The following is a 23,653-nucleotide window of genomic DNA, read 5'->3' as shown; positions in this document are numbered from 1 at the left end:
CCGCTGCGCGCCGGCTACGAGTAGACGTGGGGGGCGAGCACGCCGATCGACTTGAGGTTGCGGTAGCGCTCGGCGTAGTCGAGGCCGTAGCCGACGACGAAGGCGTTCGGGATGTCGAAGCCGATGTAGCGCACGTCGATCTCGACCTTCACGGCCTCGGGCTTGCGCAGCAGCGCGCAGATCTCGACGGATGCCGCACCGCGCGACCGCAGGTTGGCGAGCAGCCACGACAGGGTGAGACCGGAGTCGATGATGTCTTCGACGATCAGCACCTTGCGGCCAGAGATGTCAGTGTCGAGGTCTTTGAGAATGCGCACGACGCCGCTCGACTGGGTGCCGGAGCCGTAGGAGCTCACGGCCATCCAGTCCATGTTGAGCTGCACGCGCAGTTCGCGGGCGAGGTCGGCCATCACCATCACGGCACCGCGCAGCACGCCGACGAGCAGCAGGTTGTCGTCGTCGGTGTAGTCGGCCTCGATGCGGCGGGCGAGGTCGCCGATCTTCTCGGCGATCTGCTCCTCGGTGAGCAGCACCTCGGTGATGTCGGACTGAACGTCGCTGATGTCCATGAACTCTTCTCTCTCGCTACTCGTCGCCGGCCGCGGTGTCGCCTGCCGCGGCATCGCCTGCCGTGGCGCCCGGATGCACCCGGGAGAACTCGAGACGGCCGGCCTGCCGCACCACTCTAATCCCTGGCAGGTCGACGCCTTTCTGGCCGTGCCAGTCGGTCACCAGTGCGACCGCCGCGAGGGTCTGCGCACGCGACAGCGACACCCCGAACTCGCTCTCGACCACATATCGGATGATGCGATTGCGCAGTGCCGGAGGGTTCGCCTCGAGGGCGCCCACCGACACCGCGATGCCCGCCTCGGCGTGCTCGACGAGGTCTTCGATGGTCTCGATCGCCACGTCATGGAGGGTGTCGTCGTCTTCGCGCAACTGGTCGGCGGTGCGGGCGAGGGCCTCGGCGATGCCGGGCCCGAGCTCGGCCTCGAGCACGGGCAGCACGCTGCGGCGCACCCGCACGCGCGCGTAGTCGGGACTGTCGTTGTGGGGGTCGTGCCAGGGCGTGAGCGAGGAGTCGGCGCAGAACGCCTCGGTGGTGGCCCGACGGATGCCGAGCAGGGGGCGGATGCGGGTGCCGGGCGCGACGTGGGCGGGCCGGGTGGGCGCGGGGGTGACGCCGGCGCTGCCAGCCGCGGCGGCTGGAGCGGCGGGGGCGGGGGCGGGGGCGCGACCGTGGTCATGGTGCGCGTCGGCGGCAGCTCCGGGTGGCGGGGTGAAACGCGCCATGCCGGTGAGGCTCGCGGCCCCGGCACCGCGGGCGAGGCCGAGCAGCACGGTCTCGGCCTGGTCGTCGAGGGTGTGCCCGAGCAGCACGGCCCGAGCGCCTGTCTCCACGACCGCCCGGTCGATCGCGGCATAGCGGATGTCGCGGGCCAGCGCCTCCGGCCCACCACGGGTTCGCTCGGCACCGAACGCCGACGCGCGGGCGACGGCACCGACCTGCACGCGGGTGACGAGCACGGGCGCGAGGCCGAGGGAACGTGCCTGGTCGGCGGCGCGGGAGGCGACGGCATCCGACCCCTCCTGCAGGGAGTGGTCGACGATGATCGCACCGGCCCGCAACCCGGCGCGAGGCGCCTCGAACGCGGTCGCGGCCGCGAGCGCGAGGGAGTCGGGGCCGCCGCTCAGGGCCACGAGCACGAGGTCGTCGGGCGCGAGTGCCGCCTCGGCGAGCGTGTCGCGCACCGCGCGACGCACGTCGGCGATCGCGGGCGTGAGGCGCGGGCGGCGCTCGGGCGGGTGCATCCAGTAACGTTATTGCAGTTTCGGGCGCCGATTCGAGCGCTGCAGATCACACACGAGGGAGCCCCACCTATGGCCGCGTACGACGTCGTCGTCGAAATTCCCAAGGGAAGCCGCAACAAGTACGAAGTCGACCACGAGACCGGCCGGGTCTACCTCGACCGCGTGCTGTTCACGAGCTTCGTCTACCCGACCGACTACGGGTTCTTCGAGAACACGCTCGGCCTCGACGGCGACCCCGTCGACGCGCTGGTGCTGCTGGAGTACCCGACGTTCCCGGGCGTGGGCATCAAGGTGCGCCCCGTCGGCGTGCTCAACATGAGCGACGAGGCCGGCTCCGACGCCAAGGTCGTCGTGGTGCCGTTCAAAGACCCGCGCTGGTCGCACATCCAGGACATCGATGACGTTCCCGAGCAGACCCGCAAAGAGATCGAGCACTTCTTCGCGCGCTACAAAGACCTCGAGCCGAACAAGTTCGTGAACATCGAGGGCTGGGGCAACGCCGCCGAAGCCGAGGCCATCGTCGAGGCCGGCTTCAAGAAGCTCGCCGAAGAAGGTAGCCACTAGCTGCCGTGGGGGCCGTGCTGCGCGCGGCCTCCACGGGACGCGCCGGTCCCTGCCCGGCGCGTCGCGACATGTGAGGCCGCGGTCGCTCGCGCGGCCACGGCCTCACCCTGGGTCGTCGGGCGCGGCCCGCGGCCTGAGCTGCCGTTGCCTCGCGTGTCGGTAGATGCGGAGGAGCCGCGCGCGTCCCTCCCGCCAAACTCAAAATCCCACGTAGTTTCTCGGGTTCTGGGGGGAGCCGTTGACGCGGGTTTCGAAGTGCACGTGGCAGCCGGTGGAGGAGCCGGTGGTGCCTGCGTAGGCGATGATCTCGCCGCCACCGACATCCTGACCTCGGCCGACGTTCAGTGACGAGTTGTGGCCGTAGACCGTGGTCAACCCGCCGCCGTGACTGATGGTGACCGAGTTGCCGAGGCCGCCGTTGTAGCTGGCCTGGATGACCGTGCCCGCCGCCGCCGCATACACCGGCGCCCCGCAGGTGCGGCCGCCGCTGTAGCCGAGGTCGATGCCGGCGTGCAGTCGCCACTCGTGGAAGATCGGGTGGAACCGGCTGCCGAACTCGTCGGTGACCCGGGCGCCCGGGAACGGGCTCGACCAGCCGTTGACCGATGGGCCGGGTCCTCCGCCCGCCCCCGCTGCCTCGGCCGCCGCCGCTGCCGCGGCTGCGCGGGCGGCCGCCTCAGCGGCGAGCCGCGCCTCTTCGGCCTTGCGGCGTTCTTCGACGCCCTTCTCGTATTCGACCTCGGTCTTCGCCGTGGCGGCGTTCAGCGCCTCGAGCTGCTCGGCCAGCACGGCGCCCTGCGCCTGCTGCTCGGCGAGAGCCGCCTCCACCCGCTCCTGCGCGGCCGTGGCCTCGGCGAACGCCAGCTCGGCGGCCACCTTGAGATCGCCGAGCGCGGCTTCGGCGACGACCGCCTGGTCGGTGAGCGAATCGGCGGTGTTGCGATCCTGCGTCGCCTGCTCGTAGAGCTGACCGGTCTTCTGCGACAGCTGGCTCATGGCGCCCAGCTGGTAGAGCAGATCGTCGCTCTCGTCGCCCGCGACGATGAGGTTGAGCGTGAGATCGGCGCCGCCCGCCCTCGTGAACTGGGTGATGAGCAGCCCGGCCTGCTTGTTCGACGCGTCGGCGCGAGCCCGGGCCTCTTCGGCCTGCCCCGCGAGTTCGCCGGCGCGGAACGAGGCGAGGTCGTAGGCATCCTGCGCCGCCGAGTATTCGTCGGCCTTCTGCACGGCGAAGGCCTGCGCGGCCTCGACCTCGGACTGCAGCTGCCCGATCAGGCTCTGGATGCGATCGACCTCGGCCTGCTTCGTCGCCTCGCTGCTTCGGGCGGCGAGCACGTCGTCCCACGTGGGGTAGTCGACCGCCGCGGCGGATTCGCCGCGCAGCACGTCGACGGCGAGGATGCCGGCGGCGAGCGTCACGGCGGCCACGAGCCTCGACAACGGTCGGCGGCGGGCGGGCGGGGCGGGTCGTCGGGTGTCGAGCGTCATGTGGTGATGGTCTCTATCCGAATTCGATGCCTTGGGCGGCCATGAACGGTCGCGGATTGATGGCGGTGCCGTTCTCGCGCACCTCGAAGTGCAGGTGGCAGCCGGTGGAGTTGCCCGTGGTGCCGGCGAGCGAGATGGGCTGGCCCACCTGCACGTAGTCGCCGTTGCCGACCAGCAGCTGCGTGTTGTGCCCATACGCCGTGGCGATGCCGCCACCGTGGTCGATCTGGATGAAGTTGCCGTAGCCGCCGTTCCAGCCGGCGAAGTTCACGAGGCCCTCGGCGGCGGCGTAGACGTAGGCGCCGCAGGTGCCGCCGTTGTAGACCAGGTCGATGCCCGAGTGCAGTCGGTAGCCGCCGTCGACCGGGTTGACGCGCATTCCGTATTCGTCAGACGAGAACGCGCCCGGGAACGGGCTCGCCCACCCGCTCGCCGCGATGAACGGCAGGGTGGCGAGACCGGATGCCGCGGCGGCGCGGGCGGCGGCCGCTCGAGCCTCGACGCCCTTCTGGTAGTCGGCCTCGGTGGCGGCGCGGTTCTCTTGCAGCACCGTGAGCTGCGCCGAGAGTTCGACCTGATGGTCTTCTTGTTCTTGCAGCGCGGCCTCGGCCGCCTGCTGCGCGGCCACCGCTTCGTCGCGCAACCGGGCTGCTTCGTCGGCGAGTCCGCGCAGTTCGTCTCGCGCGACGGTGGCTTGGGCCGTGAGCGCCGTGGCCGTGTTGCGGTCTTGCTCGGCCTGCGCATAGATCTGCGAGGTCTTCTCGGTGAGCTTCGACATCGCGCTGAGCTGGTAGAGCAGGTCGCTCGAGAGTTGATCGCCGCCGACGAAAAGGTTGAACGAGAGGTCGTTGCCGCCGGTGCGGGAGAGCTGGGCGGCGAGCTGGCCGGCCTGCCGGTTCGAGGCATCCGCCCGGGTCGACGCGTCGGCCGCCTGGGCCTCGAGCTCTGCCGCCACGTAGTTCGCCGTGTCGTATTTCTCTTGGGCCGCCTGGTATTCATCGCCGCGCTGGGTGGCCACGGCCTGCGCCTCGGCGACCTGGGAGTTCATGGTCTCGATCAGGCCCTGGATGCGGGTGACCTCTTCTTGCTTCGACGACTCGCTGGCCTGGGCGTTCTTCACGTCGTCCCAGCTGGGATAGTCGTCGTCGGCGTAGGCCGGGCCCGACACCACCCCGGCGGACAGCACGAGCGCCACCGTGGCGATCGTCGTCGCCACCGTGTCGCGAATTCGCCGGCGGATTCGCGTGCGATTCGGCTTGCCGGCCGTGGTGCTGGTGATCATGTCTCCCTGACGTGCGGTGCGGCACCGATTTCGCGGCGTCGGTGCGCGATCTCGACAGGCGAGGCTGCGCATCCGTCACATCTGTCACAGTGCTCCCGCCAATCTAAAGCGTGGGCGGCGAGAACGCACGGACATTCCCGCGAATGTGCACAACTCGAGCCGAATTGGTTCCGGTGCAGCAGTTGTGGCATACTCGATGAGTTGTCGCGCGCGGCCCCATCGTTTAGCGGCCTAGGACGCCGCCCTTTCACGGCGGTAGCACGGGTTCGAATCCCGTTGGGGTCACAAGCACGATCGCGAGAACACATACAATAGGAACAACACATAAGGCCCTGTAGCGCAGTTGGTTAGCGTGCCGCCCTGTCACGGCGGAGGTCGCGGGTTCAAGTCCCGTCAGGGTCGCCAGGCGAAAGCCCTTCCACACCGGAAGGGCTTTTCGCTAGAAGCGACGACATGTCGGCAACGACACGAGAATCGCCGCTTCGGCTCTGTAGCTCAGTTGGTAGAGCGTTCGACTGAAAATCGAAAGGTCACCGGATCGATGCCGGTCGGAGCCACGGGAACCCTCGCCTAGCTTCTACATGGCGGGGGTTTCTTTTATGTCGGTCGCGTCCTGCAGTGTATCCGAAGGTGTATCCGAAGGGCTTCCGGTGCCAGCGCGACTGCACGGGTAGGCTGCCCCTCAGCATTTCTGAGGGGGAATCACATGAAAACGAAAATGATCGTATCCGCGACGGGCGCCGCCGTCCTCGGTTTACTGCTTTCGGGCTGTGCAAGCAACGCCCAAGCCCAAGCTGCGTACGACGCATGCTCCGGCGATGACGATTACGGCATCATGAAGGTCGACGGGTCGTCGGTCCTGGTGGAACTCAAGGGCGACAACGCCCGCATTGCGTCTTCACTCGGCGACGACCTGAACGATGCCCTATCCGGGAACGGCAAGCCAAAGACAAGCGATAGCCCGAGCTCGCTTCAGATCGCGCTGACCATGCTGGGCGACGTGGACTGCCTGACCGAGCAGACCAACTATCCGGGGGCTTCTGACGATCTTTCGGATGGCGAGGAGTGGGACGGCTGGAAGTACTCCTACGAAAAAGGAGCGGGGTCAGAGGAAACGCACCGCTTCACCGCGCGCTGAGAGACTCTGACCGTCCCGTCGAATTCAGCCTGGCGTGTAGTCGACGCGCAGCGCAGATACCCGGTCCGGTGCCGGATGCCACCCTTGTCTCCATGTTCGGCACGCTCCTGAGCGCCGATCTGCACCTTTCGACACCGGTGCCTGGCACGATCCTCCTGGCGATCACATCGTTTCGTCATCTCTACCGGGCTGCTCGCAGGTCTGGCGTTCTGCACCGAGCAGACGACGCCGTCGAGCGCACCCGACCGGCTCGTCGAAGCTCGAAAGAAGAACGCTGATCGGCGCGGGAGTCGCATCCGGGCCAGGATGGAGCCATGACCGTGAGCGACGACCGTGAACTGAGCGACGAACCGGATGCCGCCGAGAAGCGCCATGACCAGCTGACGTCGGCGCCGAAATCGACCGAGGCGGATGCCGCGCCCCGCATCGATGTGAGCGTGACGGCCGACGGCACCAAGCGAATCGACTGGCGCGACGACGCCCAGTTCCGGCCCGGCAAGGGCCCCGACGAGAACGACGACGACGACTGAGCCGGCCCCTGCGCTACGGCGCTCCTCCCGACTCGTGCTCCTTGTTCCTTATTCTTTGCGCCGCACGGGCGCCTCGATCACCGAGAGATCCGGTTCGATCGCGACATCCGGAAGCGTCGCATTGACGATGTCGATCTGACGCTGCACCTCACCTACGTCGTCGGCGACCTCGTTGAGCACGCGCGCCACCATCGATCGCAGCCCGGCGTCGGGATTCTCGTTGCCGGTGAGCGCCCACTTGTTGATGCCGATCCAGGTGAGTGCCTGGTCGAGCTTGTTCTCGATGCGGTAGAGCCTCACCATCGCATCGACGATGCCGCGGTTCGTGGCCTCGGCGAGGCGCCGGTCGTCGTCGTTGAACATGTCATCCTCCGGAATGATCGCGATGATGCTGTTGAAGGCCGGCGCGATGACCGCCGGCGATCCGATGTAGTGCCAGTGCCAGGGCTCGTCGTCGACGTCGTCTCTGAAGCCGTAGGCCTCCATGACACCGCTGAACGTCTGGAACAGGGCGGTCGAACTGTCGCCGTAGGTGCTCCAGTCGTTGATGTCGACCGCGAGCGCCCGGCCGTGGTTCGACGTGCCCGGAACGGCCGCGCGGGGCGACCCGTACATCTCGAACCAGTACCACTGCGTGTTCACGGTGCCGGCCGCCAGATCGCCCGGGGCCCCGAGCGGCCGGTAGCCCTCCGACGACGAACCCGATGAGCCGGTCTGCGACTCGTAATCGGCCAGCGCCCCTCGATATTGCGCCGCCGCCTCGGGGCGAAGGAAGATTCCGGGCTCGACCTGGGCCAGTGTGGCCAGGTCGTAGCGCCCGTTGGGCACCGCGTCGAAGTCGACCATCTGCCTGCCCCCTCAGCGGCGCACGAGAACTTCTTGACGCCGAGCGTAGAACTCCGGCGCGGCGACGTAAAGCACCGAAATAATCGGTGGCGTTTTGGGTTTGGGTATGCGATATTGAAGTCTCAAGTTGCATCGGGAATCGGGACCGGATGCAGCGGACTCGTCTGACTGGGGCGGGGGGTCGGATGCGGTGCTCGCGGAATACCGGGGGCGCCGCATCCTCCGTTAACCGGCCGCGGCAGATCGACCGCTTGCAGAGTGCGCCATCGGCGCGGGTGCGCCACCGGCGCGGATACGTCGAGGCCCGCTCCTCAGCGGCCCAGACGCTGCTCTTCCCACTCGGCCATCAGTTCGGGCAGCCTCGCGTCGAGGAACCGGTAGAACCTCGCCATCTCGTCGACCCGGGCCTTCGCCGCCGACGCCGGCTCACCGATCGCCGCCGAGGCGTTCTCGGCGAGCGCGGCGAGGCGCGCATACATCGGACTCGTCTTGAGCGACGCCGTGTACCAGGTGTCCTCGACGAGCTCGTAGCGATCGCGACGGCTGCCCGAGCGCGCGATGCGCCGAATCGCGCCGAACGTCTGCAGGTAGCGCACCGCCCCCGAGATCGCGGCGGCGCTCACCCCGAGGGTCTCGGCGAGTTCCGACGCCGTGAGCCCGTCGTCGTCTGACACGAGCAGCGTCATCAGCACCCGGGCGGGCATCTTGGGAAACCCGGCCGCGATGAGCACGGCCGCCGACTGCTCGACGGCGGTGCGCAGCGCGTCTTCGTCCCGTGCCATCTGCTCAGCCTCTCACGGGTCACGCGGTGTTCAGTTCGCGGTGCCGCATCAGAACAACGGATGCCGCCCCCGCCACGACCGCGACACCCATGAGCCACGCTCCCCCACCCCAGTCGGGCTCCGCCGCGGAGACCACCGGGGTGTGGGTGAAGGGAGACAGGTCGCGCACACCGTCGGGCAGGCCGAGCAGGCCGCCGAAGTTGCCCACCACGACGCCGAACGCGACGAAGGCCCAGCCCACCGCGACGGTGGCCTTCGGCATCAGCACGAACAGGAGTGCCAGCAGTCCGAGATAGCTGAGAGCGGCGGGCAGCTGCGCGGCCGCCGTGGCGAACGACTGGCCCACGAGACTCACGTCTTCGCCCGCCGAGAGCAGCCCGGCCGTCGCGGCCGCGGCCGCGACGACGAGCACGATCGCGATGGCGGCGACGCCGAGGGCTAGGTAGTCGACGAGCCAGCGCACGCGTGAGAGCGGGGTCGAGAGCAGCAGTTCGGCGGTGCCCGCCGACTCCTCCTGACGCAGGCGGATGACCGCCTGGGTGGCGCACGCCGCGGCCAGAACGCCCACGAAGCTGAACAGCGCGGCGATCAGGGTCTCGGTCATCGATCCTCCCGCCCCCGCGACGCTCTGCAACGAGTCGGCGACCGCCGCGTCCTGCGACGCGGCCTGTTCGACCAGGCTCGCCAGGGTGCCGGCGAGCAGCCCGAAGGCGGCTCCGCCCGCGGCCCACGCGACGATCGCTCCGCGCTGCAGTCGCCAGGCGAGGCCGAACGACCCCGAGAGCGCCGCCGCGGCATCCGTTCGCCCCCGCCGCTCGGCCACGAGGCTCGCGCCGCTGTCGCGATGGGCCTGCAGCACGAACACTACGGTGACGCAGACGGCCGCGAGCGCCAGGTCGAGCAGCAGGGGAACGAGGGTGTTCGACGTGTAGGCGCCGGTGTGCTGGGCCCAGCCGATGGGTGACAGCCAGCTGGGCCAGGCACTCTGGAGTTCGAGCGGGCCCGTCGGCGTGCCGAGGGCGTCGCCGATGCCGCGCAGCAGGAATGCGGTGCCGACGAGGGCGACCGAGAGGCCGTTGGCGCCGCGGGAGGTGCGCAGGAATTGGGCGGCGAGGAGCCCGACGGCGACGAAGGCGATGCCGACCGCGGCGGTGGCGGCACCGGTGACGAGCGAGCCGTCGACGGCCATTCCACCGAGGGCGAGGCCGGCGAACACGGCCGCGCCGAGCACGAGGTTGGCGAGCACGCCGTGCACGAGGGTCGCGACGGTCGGCAGAGATCGGGCGGCCGGGGTGCTGGCGATGAGTTCGGCGCGACCCGACTCCTCTTCGCCGCGGGAGTGGCGCACGGCGAGGAAGGTGCTCATCAGGGCGGCAAGCAGGGCGAGGTAGGTGAAGATCTCAAAGAACACGAAGGCGTCGAGTCCGCCGCCCTGGGGGAGGCCGCGCAGGATGAGGATGGCCGGGCTCGAGATGGCGAGCGCGAGGATCTGGTTGCGCTCGGTCTCGTCGGCGTAGCTGTCGGCGACCGCGACCGCGGCGAAGAGGGCGAGCAGGGCGGTGCCGAGGATCCAGAACGCGAGCTGCCAGCGGTCGCGGCGCAGGCGCTGGCGGAGCAGCGCCGGGAGGAGGGCGAGGGCGTCAGCGTTCATGGTCGGGGGTCGGTTGTCGGGGGGATGGTGGGGGCAGGAGCTTGCCGGTCGGCAGGGTCGGGCCGCGCGGGGTGGTCGCCGTAGTGGCGCAGGAAGAGCTCCTCGAGCGAGGGCGGAGCCACCGTCAGGCCGCGCACGTCGAGTCGGGCCAGGGCCTCGAGCACCGGGGGCAGGGCATCGCTGTCGACGGTGAAGTGCGCGCGGCCGGCGTCGATGGCGAGATCGTGGGCGCCGGGGAGCGCGGCGGCGAGGTCGCGCAGGTCGGACTGCGGTCCGGCGTGGCGGTGGGCGGCGGCTTCCCGCGGGGCGGGCGCCGCGGCCTGCAGGGAAGCGGGCGCGGCGCCGGGCGCGGCGGCGGGGCGAGCATCGGGGGCGACGGCATCCGGGGAAGCGGGCGCGGCGGCATCCGGAACCCCGTCCACGGCGAACGAGACCTCGGTGCGGGTGAGGTGGCGGAGGTCGGCGAGGGTTCCCGTCTCGGCGGTGCGACCGGCCCGGATGATCGTGACGCGATCGCAGAGCTGCTCGACCTCGGAGAGGATGTGGCTCGAGAGCAGCACCGTGGTGCCCTCGGCGGCGGCGCGGTGCACCTCGGTGTCGAAGACGGCTTCCATGAGGGGGTCGAGTCCGCTGGTCGGCTCGTCGAGGATGAGCAGGTCGGCGGGGGTGGCGAACGCCGCGATCAGAGCGACCTTCTGCCGGTTGCCCTTGGAGTAGGCGCGCCCCTTCTTGGTGGGGTCGAACTGGAAGACGTCGATGAGGCGCTGCTTGCGTTCGCGGAAGGCCGTCTTGTCGGCGGTGCCGCCGCGCAGGCGACTGATCAGATCGATCGCCTCGCCGCCCGAGAGGTTGGGCCAGAGGTTGACGTCGCCAGGAACGTAGCCGAGGCGGCGGTGCAGGGCGACGGCGTCTGACCAGGGGTCACGGCCGAACACGCGGGCGGTGCCGGCGGATGCGCGGGCGAGGCCGAGCAGGATGCGGATCGTGGTCGACTTGCCGGCGCCGTTGGGCCCGAGGAAGCCGTGCACCTCCCCCGCCCGCACCGAGAGGTCGAGGCCGTCGAGTGCGCGCACGCGGCCGAATCGTTTCTCGAGGCCCGAGACCTCGACGACGGTGTCCATGGCAGCACGCTACGCTTGTTTCACAAATTTGTGAATTGTCGGACGCGACGGATTTGACTGGCGCAAGTAGCTGCGACGCCTCCTGTCGCATACCCGAGACGACAGGAGACGTCTTGCTTCCCATCAAGGCACTCGTGATCGAGAATGACAACATGATCGCGTGCAGCCCCGGCTCGTGAGCCAGACCTCCGTGAGCCTCGAGATCGTCGCCGCGCTGTGCGGCGCGACGGCCCTCGGCGCGGCCGTCGTGGCCGGGGTGTTCTTCGCGTTCTCGGGGTTCGTGATGCGCGGCCTCGAGCAGGCGCCGGCGGCATCCGGGCTGGTCGTGATGCAGTCGATCAACCGAACGGCCGTGCGCCCGCCGCTCATGGTGACCCTCTTCGGCACGCTGCTCGCGGGGCTGGCCGCGTGCATTCTGCTCGCGGTGACGGGGTCCGGCCTCGCGTTGTGGTGGGCGGTCGCGGGCGAGGCGGTCTATCTGATCGGGGTGGTGGCCGTGACCGTGGGGTTCCACGTGCCGCGCAACAACGCGCTGGCGGATGCCGATGCCGCCACTCCTGCGGGGCTCGACCTGTGGCGGCGCTACGCCCTCGAGTGGACCCGCGGCAACCACGTGCGCGCGCTCGCGGGGGCCGTGGCGGCGGTGCTGTTCGGCGTGGCGGCCGCGCTCGTGCTCGTGGGCCTGCCGAGCTGAGCGGCCGCGGGCGGGCGCGCGGTCGGGCGCTCGCGCCCGCCCGCCCTCGAGAAGTCACTTTTGGGTGCTAAGTAGTCGCTTTTGGCACGGATTCTGACTTCTCGAGGGGGATGGCGGCCGCAACCGGCCGGAGGTCGGCGGCGAGCGGCATACTGGGCGCATGGTGAGTGGTGCGGGAGCGCGAGCCGCGCGCGAGTTGCTGCAGCGGCGGCTGGAGTCGCAGTGGATCGCGCCGCCGCGCGCGGGCACGGGCAGCATGGGCACGGGCACCGGCACTGGCACGAGCAGCGGCGCAGGCGAAAGCACCGGCACGGGCGCGGGCACGGGTAGTGATCCAGATCGCACGGTCGCGGGGGCGGTGCGGCAGTTGCTCGCGGTGCAGGCGCAAGACTTCGGGCAAGGAGTGTGGGCGCTCGGCGTGCGGGCGCCCGGGTCGACGCGCGCTGACGTGAACGATGCCCTTGACCGCGCCGAGGTGGTGCGGTCGTGGCCCATGCGCGGAACCCTGCATTTCACCACCCCCGACGACCTGCGCTGGATGCTCTCCCTCACCGCCCGGCGCACGGTGTCGAGCACGGCCGCACGACAACGGCAGCTCGGCATCGACGACGCCGTGATCGACCGGGCCCGCGAGGTCGCCACGAGCGAACTGCGCGGCGGCGCCGCCCTCTCGCGCGACGAGTTCTTCGCCCTGCTCGAGTCGGCGCGGGTGGAGACCACGGCTCAGCGCGGCGTGCACCTCATCTGGCTGCTCGCCCACGAGGGCCTGGTGTGCTGGGGCCCCACCCGCGGAACCCAGCAGGCACTCGTACTGCTCGACGAATGGGCGCCACCCCGCTGGCAGCCGAGCCGCGACGACTCGCTCGCCGAGTTCGTGCTGCGCTACTTCACGGGCCACGGCCCGGCAACGCTCAAAGACTTCTGCTGGTGGTCGAAGACCTCGGTCGCCGACGCCAAACGCGGTCTCGAGCTAGCGCGCGACCGCCTCGACGAGGTGCGCATCGGAGAGACCGACTACTGGGTCGCCTCCCCCACCCCTTCGGCGCCCACATCGACGGCGACCACGGCGACGGATGCCGCGCCCTCGCGCCGCGGCCGGCCCGACGTGTACGCCCTGCCCGGCTTCGACGAGTACCTGCTCGGCTACCAGAGCCGGTCGCCGGCGGTCGCCCCGGAGTTCGCCGACCGGGTCGTGCCCGGCAACAACGGCATCTTCCTTCCGATGATCGTGTCGCGGGCCGAGATCGTGGGCACCTGGAAGCGATCGGTCACCACGACGAAGGCCACCGTCACCGTCGAGCCTTTCACCACGCTCACCGCCGCCGAACACGCCGCCCTCGAGCGCGAGGTGCACCGCTACGGCGACTTCCTCGGCATGGCCGCGACCCTCACCGCCGCCGGCCCCGATGGCGCCCACACCCGCGCGGCCACGAGTTCAACCCCGACCGCGGCCACGAGCATCGACGCCGGTGGGGACGCGGTTGAAAGCACCGCCTCGGGCGACCGCACGACCGCGGCTCCCGGAGTCGCCCCCGACGATGCGCCGAAGACCACCACCACCGACGGGCCCACCGGCGCAGCTCGCAAAGCTGCCGTCGGCGGCACTCGCGCGGCGAAGAGCTCCGCCACGGGTGGGGGCAGCGCGAGGAAGGCGAGCCGGTGACCCGCGCGCCCGGCCCGAGCGGCGCGGCGGCGGCATCCGGGGCGTCCGGAGTATCCGGAGCATCCGGGCCGTCCAAAGCATCCGGTGCATCGACGACGCTGCACCCGAGCGGCGACCTCGCCGAGATCGTCGCCGATCCGCTCGTGCCCGGATCGTTCGTGCTCTCGATCGCCGCGTCGGCGCAGTCGCACGTGGCTCTCGACGACCCCGGAACCCTCTTCTACGACTACATGCGCCGCATCGGCAACGTCGTCGACCGCCTGCGCTCCCCCGGCGAACCGGTGACGGCGGTGCACCTCGGCGCCGGTGCACTGACGCTCGTGCGCTACCTGCAGGTGACGCGGCCCGACTCCGAGCAGCACGTCGTCGAGCTCGAGACCGACCTCGTGCCCTTCGTCGAAGAGCATCTGCCGTTGCCGGCCGGCACCGATCTCGCGGTGCATCCGGGCGACGCGGCCGAACGCGTCGCCGACCTCGCCCCCTTTCTGGGCGGTCAGGCCGATCTCGTGGTGAGCGACCTCTACCACGGCACGACGACGCCGGCGCATCTGCAGACCACACCGTTCTTCGCCGGCATCGAGCGCCTGCTCGCCCCCGACGGCGTGCTCGTGATCAACATCGCCGACGACGACGAGCTGCCCGCCCTAAACCGACAGTTGCACGCTCTTGCGCCGGTGTTCGCGCACGTGCTCGTGCTCGGTCCGGCATCGGTGCTGACGGAGGGGTGGGCGGGCAACGCGGTCGTCGTGGCCTCGCGATCGCCGGCGGTGTTCGAGTGGGCCGACGCCCTGCGCCGTGCGGGTCCGCACCCGGGAGTCGTGCTCTCGAGCTGCGACGGGCCACTCGATCCACCGGGGCACTGAGGCGCGTCGGGTCGACTCGGCCCGGCGACACGTCGGGTCCGAAAAGAGTGAAGATGGAGAGAGCCCGAAAGCGGGCGAGCGTGCGCGAGATCGACTCCGCCACCTGGGGGCTGAAACCCGCCTGGGCGAAACCCGGCGGCCCGGCGCCGATCAACGCGCGCCTCGAGAGCGTGGCGACGAACGGCCTGTTCCGCAACGCGTTCGCGCAGCGGCGCTGCATCGTTCCGATGAACGGCTACTACGAGTGGGAGCAGACGGCGAACGGCAAGCAGCCGCACTACATCCACGGCCCCGAGAACATCCTGGCCGCCGCCGGCCTCTACGAGCTCAAGAAGGTCGACGACGAGTGGACGCTCTCGTTCACCATCATCACCCGCGAAGCAGCGGATGCCTCGGGCGAGGTGCACGACCGCATGCCCGTGTTCCTCACCCCCGACGTATGGGACACCTGGACCGAGCCGCTCAAGATCGACGACTCCAAGGAGAAGGACGGCCTCGTGGCGATGCTCGACCGCTCGTCGCTCACCGTCGCCGGCACCATCACGACCTACCCGGTGTCGAAACGGGTCAACAACGTGCGCGACACCTCGGTGCCGAAAGACGACGCGACCCTCATCGAGCCGATCACGGTCTGACCGCCGGGCCCGCGGCAAGGCCAACGAGCTGGCGCCGCCCGCGAGCGCGCCCCGTCTGCGTCTCCGCGCCGGTCCTGACGGGCGGGGCGGAACAACAAGGGCGCGCCCGTCACCTCACTCGCCCGCCACGGGGCCGGTCGACCCGCGCACCACGAGTTCGACGGGCAGGGTCACCGACGGGATGCCGCGCATGCTGCCCGCGTCGAGGCCCTCGATCAACAGTTGCGCCGATCGCCGGCCGATCTCGAGCATGTCCTGCCGCACGGTCGTGAGCCCGGGTGTGATGACGCCCGCGATGTCGACGTCGTCGAAGCCCACGACCGACACGTCGTGCGGCACCCGCAGCCCCGCCTCGTGCAACCGTCGCATCGCACCCACCGCCATGTAGTCGTTGCAGCCGAACAGGGCCGTGAACCCCACCCCCTGCGCCAGCAGCTCGTCGACCAGGTCGTAGCCCGACTGCAGTTCGAAGTCGCCGTGCACCACGATCGCGTCGGGGAACGACTCGCGGATGCCGGCCACGCGCTCCACGGTCGACCGCAGCCCCGCGAAGCCCGCCACGATCACGGCGCGGGTGTGGCCGAGGGCGCGCAGGTGCCGGCCGAGGGCCTGGGCCCCGGCGAAGTTGAGCGACGTGACCGAGGGCACGCCCGGCAGCCCCACCACCTCCTCGTCGGCGAGCACGATGGGCGAGCTCGACGACGCCATGCGCATGAGCTCGTCGGTGGGCGAGATCTCGCGGCTCGCCGTGTAGACGAGGCCCTCGATCGAGCGGGTGCGCAGCAGGTTGAAGTAGCGCTTCTCGCGCCGCGGGTCGCTGTTCGACGTGCTGCAGATGATGAGCCCGTAGTCGCGCTCGTTCGCCAGCTCCTCCACGCCCCGCGCGATGCGGCCGAAGTACCAGTGCGAGATGTCGGGCACGGCGAGACCGATCATGCCGCTCCGCCCCGACTTGAGCCGCCGCGCGCCGGCATCCGGAACATAGCCGAACTGGTCGATCAGGCCCCGGATGCGCAAGGCCGTCTCGCTGCTGACCGGGCGCTTGCCCGAGAGGGTGTGCGACACCGTCGTCACGCTCACGCCGGCGGCAGCGGCGATCTGCTGCATCGTCCAGGGCTTCGAGGAGGCGTCGTTCACCGGTTCAGAGTAACCGAGCCGACAGCCGTCGACGGCGCATCCGGTCGAATTGCGCAAAACGAATTGCGCTCAATGAAATCAACGGTCGTCGTGCAGCGCCGGCGGGTTTACACGGAGGTAACAGGGCGAAACCGGTTGGAAACAGACGCCACGTAATGTCGTGCGCACACCAAGACGCAAAACGGTTTGCTCGTGCAAGCCGACTTCCGGCTCCATCCCGATCGCCCCAAGGAGAACGTCATGACCTTCCGCCTCACCCGCCGCCGCAGCATCCGCGCGGCCGCCACCGCCACCGCGTTCGCCGCGTCGGTGGCCCTGCTGGCCGGCTGCGCCTCGTCGTCGAGCGGTGACACCGCTTCCGGCAGCGACGAGCCCACGCCGCTCACCCTGCAGACCTCCTGGATTCCCCTCGTGCAGTTCGGCGGCAGCTACGTCGCCGACAAGGAGGGCTACTACGAGAAGAACGGCGTCTCGGTCGACATCCTCCCCGGTGGCCCCGACGTCGACTCGATGGCCGCGGTCGCTTCGGGCCAGGCCGACATCGGCATGGGCAACGCCGACACGGTCGCCCGCGCGAACGAGCAGGGCGCCGACCTCGTGATCATCGCCGCCGGGTTCCAGAAGAACCCGCTCGCCATCCTCTCCAGCCCCGACAAGCCCATCGCCGACCCGAAGGCGATGGAGGGCATGAAGATCGGCGTGCCGTCGGGCGACGAAGCAGCCCAAGACGCCATCATCGCGGCCAACGACGTCGACGCCTCGAAGGTCACCTCGGTGCCGGTCGGCTTCGACGTGGCGCCGCTCGTGTCGGGCGAGGTCGACGGCCTCTGGGTGTTCTACTCCGAGCAGCCGATCGCCTATGAAGAGGCCACCGGAAAGGCGGGAACCGTGTTCCTCACCGCCGACTACGGCCTCGACGTCTACGCCCAGGTCTACGCCGTGAAGAAGGAGACCCTCGAAGACGCCGACAAGAAGGCCGCCATCGAGGGCTTCCTGAAGGGCGAGATCGAAGGCTGGCAGGACTACGTGGCCGACCCGACCGAAGCCGTCGACCTCACGGTCAACGACTACGCGAAAGACGGCGGCCTCACCATCGAGGAGCAGACCAAGCAGGCAGAACTGCAGATGGACCTGCTCGTGACCGACGAGACCAAGGAGCACGGCCTGCTCTGGATCTCGGATGACGGCATCCAGAAGAACATCGCCACGCTCGAGTCGCTCGGAATCTCCGGGGCCGACGAGTCGCTCTTCGACACCTCGCTGCTCGAAGACGTCTACGCCGGCAAGAACACGATCGAGTAGACCGGCCCGCGGCGTGGGGCCGTCCTCCTCGGCCCCACGCTGCGACCACCCCTCAGCACCCACCACCCCGCGACACCACCGGAGGCCCTTGTGAACGGCTCAGGTTTCACCCTCACCAACCTGACGAAGGTCTACTCGTCGAAGAAGAGCGACGTGCTCGCGCTCGACGACATCTCGCTCGCCGTGCCCGAGGGATCGTTCACCGCTCTGCTCGGCCCCTCCGGCTGCGGCAAGTCCACCATCCTGCGCATCCTCGCCGACCTCGAGTCGTACTCGGCCGGCGACGTGACCATCCACGGCGACAGCCCCGCCGCCATCCGCAAGGCCCACCGCCTCGGCCTCGCCCTGCAAGACCCCTCGCTGCTGCCCTGGCGCAGCGTGCGCGACAACATCCGCCTTCCCGGCCAGGTCATGCGCACCTCGATTCCGAAGAAGCGCATCGACGACCTCATCACCATGGTGGGGCTCGACGGCTTCGCCGATGCCCGCCCCGCGCAGCTCTCAGGCGGCATGCGGCAGCGCGTCGCGATCGCGCGGGCCATCGTGGCCGAGCCCGAGATCCTGCTGCTCGACGAGCCGTTCGGCGCGCTCGACGAGATCACCCGGCAGCGCATGAACGAGGAGCTGCAGAAGCTCTGGAGCGCGACATGCGCCACCGCCCTGCTCGTGACCCACTCGATCTCGGAGGCCGCCTTCCTCGCCGACCGCGTGATCGTGATGTCGCCGAGGCCCGGCCGCATCGTCGGCGACCTCACCCTCGACTTCCCGCGGCCGCGCCGACGCGACCTGCTCTCGACGCCGGAGTTCCACGCCATCTGCGACCAGCTCAGCGCGATGCTGCACGCCGGAACCGACGGCAGCGACGACGACGACGATCTGCAGAGCGACGGCGAGCTGGCCTCGGTCGCCACCCAGGAGGCCTGAGGATGTCGGCCACCACCGCCTCGGGCACGGGGCGCGACGCCGTGCGCGCGACCGCGATCGCCACCGAACGCGCCCGTGCCGGCCGCGAGGCCCGCCGGTCGTCGATCAGCGGCTGGATCACCACGGTGATCGTCAGTCTCGTGCTGCTCGTGCTGTGGGAGATCGCCGCCGACCTCTGGCTGACCCGGCTCGGCGTGCTCGCCTCGCCGACCGCGATCATCCAGAGCCTGATCGAGAACCCGCAGCTCTACTGGGGAGCGGTCACCACCACCGCGTGGGTCGCCGTGCGCGGATGGTTCTGGGGCAACCTCGCCGCGATCGCCGTGGCCACCCTGTTCGTGCAGGTGCCGATCTTCGAGTCGCTCTTCCTGCGGCTCGCCCTCGCGCTGTTCTGCCTGCCATTGGTGGCCGTGAACCCGCTGCTGCAGCTCACCTTCGACCCCGACACCGCGAAGGTGGTGCTCGCGGCCCTCTCGGTGTTCTTCACCACGCTCGTGGGCACCATGCTCGGCCTGCGCTCCGCCGACGGCGGTCCGTTGACCATGGTGACGGCGTGGGGCGGGCGCAGCCTCAGTTCGCTGCGGTTCGTGCGGCTGCCCTCGGGCATTCCCGCGATGCTCACCGGCCTGCAGATCGGCGCCGCCGCCGCCGTGCTCGGCGCGATCTTCGGCGAGTTCATCGGCGCGAAGGCCGGGCTCGGCGTGCTGCTCATCAACGGGCTGATGTCGCTCGACCTCGCCCGCGTGTGGTCGGTCGCCCTGCTCGCGACCGTGATGGCCGCCGTACCCTACGGCATCTTCGGCCTGCTGCGCCGCTGGCTGACGCCCTGGTCGGCGTCGATCTCGAACGCCCAGCAGCTCTCGGCCCCGAAGCGCGGGTCGGTCGCCGGGCGCCTGGCCAGTGCCGTCGCCTGGACCATCGGCTCGATCGTCGTCATCCTGCTCGCCTGGTGGGCCTACCTGATCGTGTTCGACGTGTCGCCGTTCGTCGGCAAGAGCCCGATCGACGTGGTGAACTACCTCTTCGCCTCCGACGAGGCCGCCGCCAACCGCGCGATGATGCTCGACGCGCTCGACGTCACGCTCGTGCACGCCGGTGTCGGCTACGTGGCAGGGCTCGTCATCGGCATCGCGGCGGCCGTGTCGTTCGTGACCTTCCCGGTGGTCGAACGCGTGCTCACCCCGCTCGCCGTGGCCCTGCGCTCGGTGCCGATCATCGTGCTGATCCCGGTGCTCATCCTCGCCCTCGGCCGCGGGCTCGGCGGCGTGGTGGCGATCACCGCCATCGTCACCTTCTTTCCCACCCTCGCCAACACGCAGGGCGGCCTGAAGCGCGTGCCGACCGACGCGTTCACGCTGATGCGCAGCTACGACTCCTCGACCTGGTCGACGCTGTGGCGCCTGCAGCTGCCCTACACGCTGCCCGCGATCTTCGCCTCGGCCCGCATCGCGGCGCCCACGGCGGTGCTGGCGGCGACCCTGGCCGAGTGGCTCGCCACCGGCGACGGCCTCGGGCACGTGATCGTGAGCTCGCGCGCCCACTCCGACTACACCGGCCTCTGGGCGGCGGCGGCCATCCTCACCGCGGTGTCACTCATCTTCTACAGCCTCGTCAGCTGGGCCGAGCGCGTCGTGCTCTCACGCTACGCGCCGTCGCAGGTCGGCTGACGACGACGCCCGGCTTTCCGTTCCTCTGAACCACCCTCGAAAGGACCCACGATGGCAACACCCCACATCGGCGCCGAACCGGGCGACTTCGCCCCCGACGTGCTCATGCCCGGCGACCCGCGGCGCGCGAAGCTCATCGCGGAGACCTTCTTCGACTCCCCCCGCCTCGTCACCGAGGTGCGCGGCATCCTGGGTTACACCGGAACGTTCAACGGCAAGCCCGTGTCGGTGCTCGCATCGGGCATGGGCATGCCCTCGATGGCGATCTACTCCACCGAGCTGGCGCGCTTCTTCGACGTCAAACGCATCGTGCGGGTGGGAACGATCGGCGGCATCGCGCCGTTCCTCGGCCTCGGCGACGTGATCGCGGCATCCGCTGCTCACACCAACTCGGCGATGACAGCCGAGTGGGTGCCCGGCGTGACGCTCAGCCACGCGCCCGACTTCGCGATGCTGCGCAAGGTCGTGGAGCACGGCGAGGCCACGGGCAAGACCATCCACGTCGGCCCGTTGTTCACCACCGACAGCTTCTACAACCCCGACACCTCGCTCGTGCCCGGGCTGCTGAAATACGGCACGATCGGCATCGACATGGAGGCCGCCGGCCTCTACGCCGTGGCGCGCAAGGAGGGCTTCGACGCCCTGATGGTGGGCACGGTGAGCGATCTGCCGGGGTCGGAGATGACCGCGGCCGAGCGCGAGGCGACGTTCGAGAACATGGTGTCGTTCGGGCTGGCGGCGTTCCAGTGAGCGGCGCTCCCGTAGTGCCGGCGTTCGAGGGCTTTCCGCGCTGGTCGCAGTCGTTCGAGCCCTACGCCACGTTCCCGAAGGTCACGCTGCACGACCACCTCGACGGCTCGCTGAGGCCTGAGACGCTCATCGAGCTGGCGGCGCTGCAGGGAGTGACGCTGCCCTACGACGACCCCGACACGCTCACCAAGTGGTTCACCGGCGAGATCACGGTGCCCACCATCGAGAACTGGGACGAGAAGTTCGGCCTCACCACCCGCGCGATGCAGACCGAGGAGTCGATCGTGCGCGTGGCCCGCGAATGGGTGCTCGAGGCGGCGGCCGACGGCGTCGTCTACGGCGAGACCCGCTGGGCGCCCGAGAAGCACATCCAGGGCGGCCTGCCGCTGCGGGTCGCGGCCGAGGCGGTGGCTGCCGGGCTCGCCGAGGGCGAGGCGCTGGTCGCGGCGACGGGCGGATCGATCCGCGCGCGGCAGCTGATCTGCGGCATGCGCACGTCTCCGCTGAGCTTCGAGATCGCGCGCCTGGTGGTCGACACCTACGGCGAGTGGGGCGGCAGCGTGGCGGGTTTCGACCTCGCCGGCGCCGAAGACGGCTTCCCGATGCGGCACCACCTCGAGGCCACCACGCTGCTCGAGCGCGAGGGCATCCCGTTCACCATCCACACCGGCGAGGCCGACGGCGAGCACAGTGTCTGGGAGACGGTGCACCTGGCCCACGCCCTGCGCCTCGGCCACGGCGTGCGGGTGATCGAAGACGTGAGGCTCAACGGGCGGCCGCTCGGCGTGAAGACCGCGGTTCAGGATGTCGCCGCCGCGCGGGCGGCCGGCACCGCGTCGCTCGAACTCGGCCGCACCGCGCAGTGGGTGGTCGACCGCCGCATCCCGCTCGAGGTGTGTGTCACGTCGAATGCCGGAGGCGTGGTCGACGGAGTGGCGAACCACCCCATCGACCTGTTGCGCGAGCTGGGCTTCACCCTCACCGTGAACCCCGACAACCGGGGCATGTCGACCACCTCGATCAGCGCCGAGATGCGCACCATCGAGGCCGAGTTCGGCTGGGGCCCGGCGGAGTTCGCCGAGGCGGAGTTCGCGGCCGTCGAGGCCACCTTCCTGCCCCGCACAGAGCGCGAGGCGCTGCGCGAGACCGTCGAGGCGGGCGTCGACGCCTTCGTGCGCTGACGCCGGCCGACCGTCCGCGGCCCAGAAACAGAGCCACCGAAATACAGAAACCCGGAGCCCCAGGTCACCCATGTCGATCGCCCCCGTTCATCCGCGCGCCTCCGAGTTCGAACTCGCGCCCGTCGAGCTGCCGCACTACGAGCTGCCGGTCGAGCAGCCCGTCGTGCCGGCCGCCACCTACGAGGCGCGGGTGGCCGCCGCGCTGGCAGCCGCGACCGCGACCGGGCTCGACGCCCTCGTCGTCTACGGCGACCGCGAGCACTTCGCGAACATCGCCTACCTGACGGGCTTCGATCCGCGGTGGGAGGAGATGCTGCTCGTGCTCGTGCCCGGGCGCACCCCCATGCTGCTCGCGGGCAACGAGAGCATGGGCTACGCCGATGCGATGGCCATCGAGGCCGACGTGATCCGGTTCGCGAAGTTCAGCCTGGTCGGCCAGCCGGATCCGGAGCAGTTGGATCTCGCCGACGCCTTCCGGCTCGCCGGACTCTCAGCCGACTCGACGCCCCGCATCGGCACGGCCGGCTGGAAGTTCTGGGACGCCCCCGGGTTCGAGCACTGGATCGAACTGCCGAGCTTCATCGTCGACGAGCTGCGCTCCGCCGGCTTCACGCTCACCAACGCGAACGCCCTCTTCACCGGTCATGGCACAGGCCTGCGCCTCATCAACGACGTCGACCAGATCGCCCAGTTCGAGTTCGCGGCCTGCCACAGCTCCGAGTCGCTGCGCCGCATGATCACCGGTGTCGAGCCGGGCATGACGGAGTTGCAGGCATCCGTTCTCTACGGCGCCACGATGCTGCCGTTCTCGTACCACCCGACACTTCTGAGCGGCGAGCGCGCGGCCTACGGCGTCGCGAGCCCGAGCAGTCGCGTGCTCGCGGTGGGCGACGCCATGAGCGCCGGGTTCGGCCATTGGGGCAGCAACTCGGCGCGCGGCGGGTTTCTGGTGTCGTCGGCGTCGCAGTTGCCTCCGGATGCCGCCGACTACGTGCCTGCGCTGGTGGCACCCTATTTCGCAGCGGCCACGGCCTGGTACGAGACCATGCGCATCGGCGTCACCGCGGGCGAGATCCACGCCACCGTGCACGGCGTTCTCGACGACCCGTTCTACGGCGTCTATCTCAACCCCGGCCACCACATCCATCTCGACGAGTGGCCGTCGTCGCCCGTCTCGGCGGGTTCACCGGTGGTCTTCACCTCGGGCATGGCCCTTCAGCTCGACATCATCCCGGCCACCGGCACCGTCTACGGCTCGTCGAACATCGAAGACGGCATCGTGCTGGCCGACGCCGCCCTGCGGGAGTCGCTCGCCGCCCGCTATCCCGACGCCTGGGCCCGCATCCAGCGGCGCCGCGCGTTCATGGCCTCCGTCGGCATCACGCTCGACGAGTCGGTGCTGCCGTTGTCGAACATCGCCGGCTGGCTGCCCCCGTTCTGGCTCGCGCCCGACCTCGCGATGCGGCGGGCGTAGCGGCGCTGCGGGGGCGAGTGGGTGAGCCAGGCCCGAGTCCGTCAGCGCCACCACGACGGCGCGGATACTGACCGTTATGTCAATAGCGACAGACTCGTCAACTCTCTAACGCCTGCCCAAAATGACCGTGAAATGCATGTGCTGGGAAG

The 23,653-nt window shown here is 69.9% G+C and carries 22 protein-coding genes and 3 tRNA genes; 16 read left to right on the top strand and 9 right to left on the bottom strand.

Going from position 1 to position 23,653, the window contains the following annotated elements; genetic code table 11:
• Positions 1-14: 14 nt before the first annotated feature.
• The gene (hpt, locus tag N1032_RS01105) at positions 15-569 is read right to left on the bottom strand and encodes a hypoxanthine phosphoribosyltransferase (RefSeq protein ID WP_259536928.1); all 555 of its coding nucleotides are present in this window, start codon (positions 567-569) and stop codon (positions 15-17) included.
• 16 nt (positions 570-585) lie between these two features.
• Positions 586-1,812 carry a tRNA lysidine(34) synthetase gene (locus tag N1032_RS01100; RefSeq protein WP_259536926.1) on the bottom strand — a complete coding sequence of 409 codons (1,227 nt, stop codon included), beginning with the start codon at positions 1,810-1,812 and terminating at the stop codon, positions 586-588.
• Between the two features lie 69 nt (positions 1,813-1,881).
• On the opposite strand from N1032_RS01100, the gene N1032_RS01095 reads away from it, so the two are divergent.
• Positions 1,882-2,376 (top strand): inorganic diphosphatase, encoded by a 495-nt coding sequence (locus N1032_RS01095; RefSeq protein WP_259536925.1) that lies wholly within the window; start codon positions 1,882-1,884, stop codon positions 2,374-2,376.
• Between the two features lie 198 nt (positions 2,377-2,574).
• Here N1032_RS01095 and N1032_RS01090 read toward each other — a convergent pair whose 3' ends face one another.
• Entirely contained in the window at positions 2,575-3,864 is a 1,290-nt protein-coding gene (locus N1032_RS01090) for a peptidoglycan DD-metalloendopeptidase family protein (protein WP_259536924.1), read from the bottom strand.
• Positions 3,865-3,877: 13 nt separating this feature from the next.
• Positions 3,878-5,146, bottom strand: coding sequence for a M23 family metallopeptidase (locus N1032_RS01085; protein ID WP_259536921.1), 1,269 nt, complete (start codon positions 5,144-5,146; stop codon positions 3,878-3,880).
• Positions 5,147-5,358: 212 nt separating this feature from the next.
• Between N1032_RS01085 and N1032_RS01080 the strand changes: the two genes are divergently transcribed.
• The 5 genes from N1032_RS01080 (at position 5,359) to N1032_RS01060 (ending at position 6,814) form a co-directional block, all read left to right on the top strand.
• Positions 5,359-5,431, top strand: a tRNA-Glu gene (locus tag N1032_RS01080).
• A gap of 43 nt (positions 5,432-5,474) precedes the next feature.
• Positions 5,475-5,551 (top strand) — tRNA-Asp (locus N1032_RS01075).
• Positions 5,552-5,630: 79 nt separating this feature from the next.
• Positions 5,631-5,703: transfer RNA gene (locus N1032_RS01070), tRNA-Phe, on the top strand.
• 149 nt (positions 5,704-5,852) lie between these two features.
• Complete coding sequence (locus N1032_RS01065) at positions 5,853-6,284, top strand: hypothetical protein (protein WP_259536920.1); 432 nt, start codon at positions 5,853-5,855, stop codon at positions 6,282-6,284.
• A 314-nt stretch (positions 6,285-6,598) separates the two neighbouring features.
• Positions 6,599-6,814: a multidrug transporter gene (locus N1032_RS01060; protein WP_259536919.1), complete on the top strand. Its 216-nt coding sequence runs from the start codon at positions 6,599-6,601 to the stop codon at positions 6,812-6,814.
• Positions 6,815-6,862: 48 nt separating this feature from the next.
• Here the strand turns inward: N1032_RS01060 and N1032_RS01055 are convergent, their stop codons facing one another.
• The 4 genes from N1032_RS01055 to N1032_RS01040 form a co-directional block, all read right to left on the bottom strand.
• Positions 6,863-7,660 carry a M15 family metallopeptidase gene (locus N1032_RS01055; RefSeq protein ID WP_259536918.1) on the bottom strand — a complete coding sequence of 266 codons (798 nt, stop codon included), beginning with the start codon at positions 7,658-7,660 and terminating at the stop codon, positions 6,863-6,865.
• A gap of 311 nt (positions 7,661-7,971) precedes the next feature.
• Positions 7,972-8,442: a GbsR/MarR family transcriptional regulator gene (locus N1032_RS01050; RefSeq protein ID WP_259536917.1), complete on the bottom strand. Its 471-nt coding sequence runs from the start codon at positions 8,440-8,442 to the stop codon at positions 7,972-7,974.
• 19 nt (positions 8,443-8,461) lie between these two features.
• Positions 8,462-10,093 carry an ABC transporter permease gene (locus N1032_RS01045; RefSeq protein WP_259536915.1) on the bottom strand — a complete coding sequence of 544 codons (1,632 nt, stop codon included), beginning with the start codon at positions 10,091-10,093 and terminating at the stop codon, positions 8,462-8,464.
• Positions 10,090-11,214 carry an ABC transporter ATP-binding protein gene (locus tag N1032_RS01040; RefSeq protein ID WP_259536914.1) on the bottom strand — a complete coding sequence of 375 codons (1,125 nt, stop codon included), beginning with the start codon at positions 11,212-11,214 and terminating at the stop codon, positions 10,090-10,092. The genes N1032_RS01045 and N1032_RS01040 overlap by 4 nt, the downstream gene beginning before the upstream one ends.
• 175 nt (positions 11,215-11,389) lie before the next feature.
• Here N1032_RS01040 and N1032_RS01035 point away from each other — a divergent pair, with 175 nt between their 5' ends.
• The 4 genes from N1032_RS01035 to N1032_RS01020 all read left to right on the top strand — a co-directional run bounded on the left by N1032_RS01035 (position 11,390) and on the right by N1032_RS01020 (position 15,069).
• Positions 11,390-11,908, top strand: coding sequence for an anthrone oxygenase family protein (locus N1032_RS01035; RefSeq protein ID WP_259536910.1), 519 nt, complete (start codon positions 11,390-11,392; stop codon positions 11,906-11,908).
• Between the two features lie 160 nt (positions 11,909-12,068).
• Positions 12,069-13,571, top strand: a complete 1,503-nt coding sequence (locus N1032_RS01030) for a winged helix DNA-binding domain-containing protein (RefSeq protein ID WP_259536908.1) — start codon at positions 12,069-12,071, stop codon at positions 13,569-13,571.
• Positions 13,568-14,434, top strand: a complete 867-nt coding sequence (locus N1032_RS01025) for a spermidine synthase (protein ID WP_259536907.1) — start codon at positions 13,568-13,570, stop codon at positions 14,432-14,434. Before N1032_RS01030 ends, N1032_RS01025 begins: the two co-directional genes overlap by 4 nt.
• Before the next feature lie 53 nt (positions 14,435-14,487).
• On the top strand, positions 14,488-15,069 hold the full coding sequence (locus N1032_RS01020) for an SOS response-associated peptidase (RefSeq protein WP_259536905.1): 582 nt from the start codon (positions 14,488-14,490) through the stop codon (positions 15,067-15,069).
• A 114-nt stretch (positions 15,070-15,183) separates the two neighbouring features.
• Here the strand turns inward: N1032_RS01020 and N1032_RS01015 are convergent, their stop codons facing one another.
• A complete protein-coding gene (locus N1032_RS01015) occupies positions 15,184-16,206 on the bottom strand; it encodes a LacI family DNA-binding transcriptional regulator (protein ID WP_259536904.1) in 1,023 nt (340 codons plus the stop codon).
• A 240-nt stretch (positions 16,207-16,446) separates the two neighbouring features.
• Here N1032_RS01015 and N1032_RS01010 point away from each other — a divergent pair, with 240 nt between their 5' ends.
• The 6 genes from N1032_RS01010 (at position 16,447) to N1032_RS00985 (ending at position 23,504) form a co-directional block, all read left to right on the top strand.
• Positions 16,447-17,508, top strand: coding sequence for an ABC transporter substrate-binding protein (locus N1032_RS01010; protein ID WP_259536903.1), 1,062 nt, complete (start codon positions 16,447-16,449; stop codon positions 17,506-17,508).
• A gap of 90 nt (positions 17,509-17,598) precedes the next feature.
• Positions 17,599-18,432, top strand: coding sequence for an ABC transporter ATP-binding protein (locus N1032_RS01005; RefSeq protein WP_259536902.1), 834 nt, complete (start codon positions 17,599-17,601; stop codon positions 18,430-18,432).
• 2 nt (positions 18,433-18,434) lie between these two features.
• Positions 18,435-20,099, top strand: coding sequence for an ABC transporter permease (locus N1032_RS01000; RefSeq protein ID WP_259536901.1), 1,665 nt, complete (start codon positions 18,435-18,437; stop codon positions 20,097-20,099).
• Positions 20,100-20,150: 51 nt separating this feature from the next.
• Positions 20,151-20,849 carry a purine-nucleoside phosphorylase gene (locus tag N1032_RS00995; RefSeq protein ID WP_259536900.1) on the top strand — a complete coding sequence of 233 codons (699 nt, stop codon included), beginning with the start codon at positions 20,151-20,153 and terminating at the stop codon, positions 20,847-20,849.
• Positions 20,846-22,030: an adenosine deaminase family protein gene (locus N1032_RS00990; protein WP_259536898.1), complete on the top strand. Its 1,185-nt coding sequence runs from the start codon at positions 20,846-20,848 to the stop codon at positions 22,028-22,030. Before N1032_RS00995 ends, N1032_RS00990 begins: the two co-directional genes overlap by 4 nt.
• Before the next feature lie 70 nt (positions 22,031-22,100).
• Positions 22,101-23,504, top strand: a complete 1,404-nt coding sequence (locus tag N1032_RS00985; protein WP_259536897.1) for a M24 family metallopeptidase — start codon at positions 22,101-22,103, stop codon at positions 23,502-23,504.
• The last annotated feature ends 149 nt before the right edge of the window (positions 23,505-23,653 follow it).

Origin of the sequence: Herbiconiux daphne, from assembly GCF_024979295.1 — a bacterium.
Taxonomy (GTDB): Bacteria; Actinomycetota; Actinomycetes; order Actinomycetales; family Microbacteriaceae; genus Herbiconiux; species Herbiconiux daphnes.
Note: the sequence above shows the minus strand (reverse complement) of the source record. Positions and strands in the feature narration are given on the sequence as shown.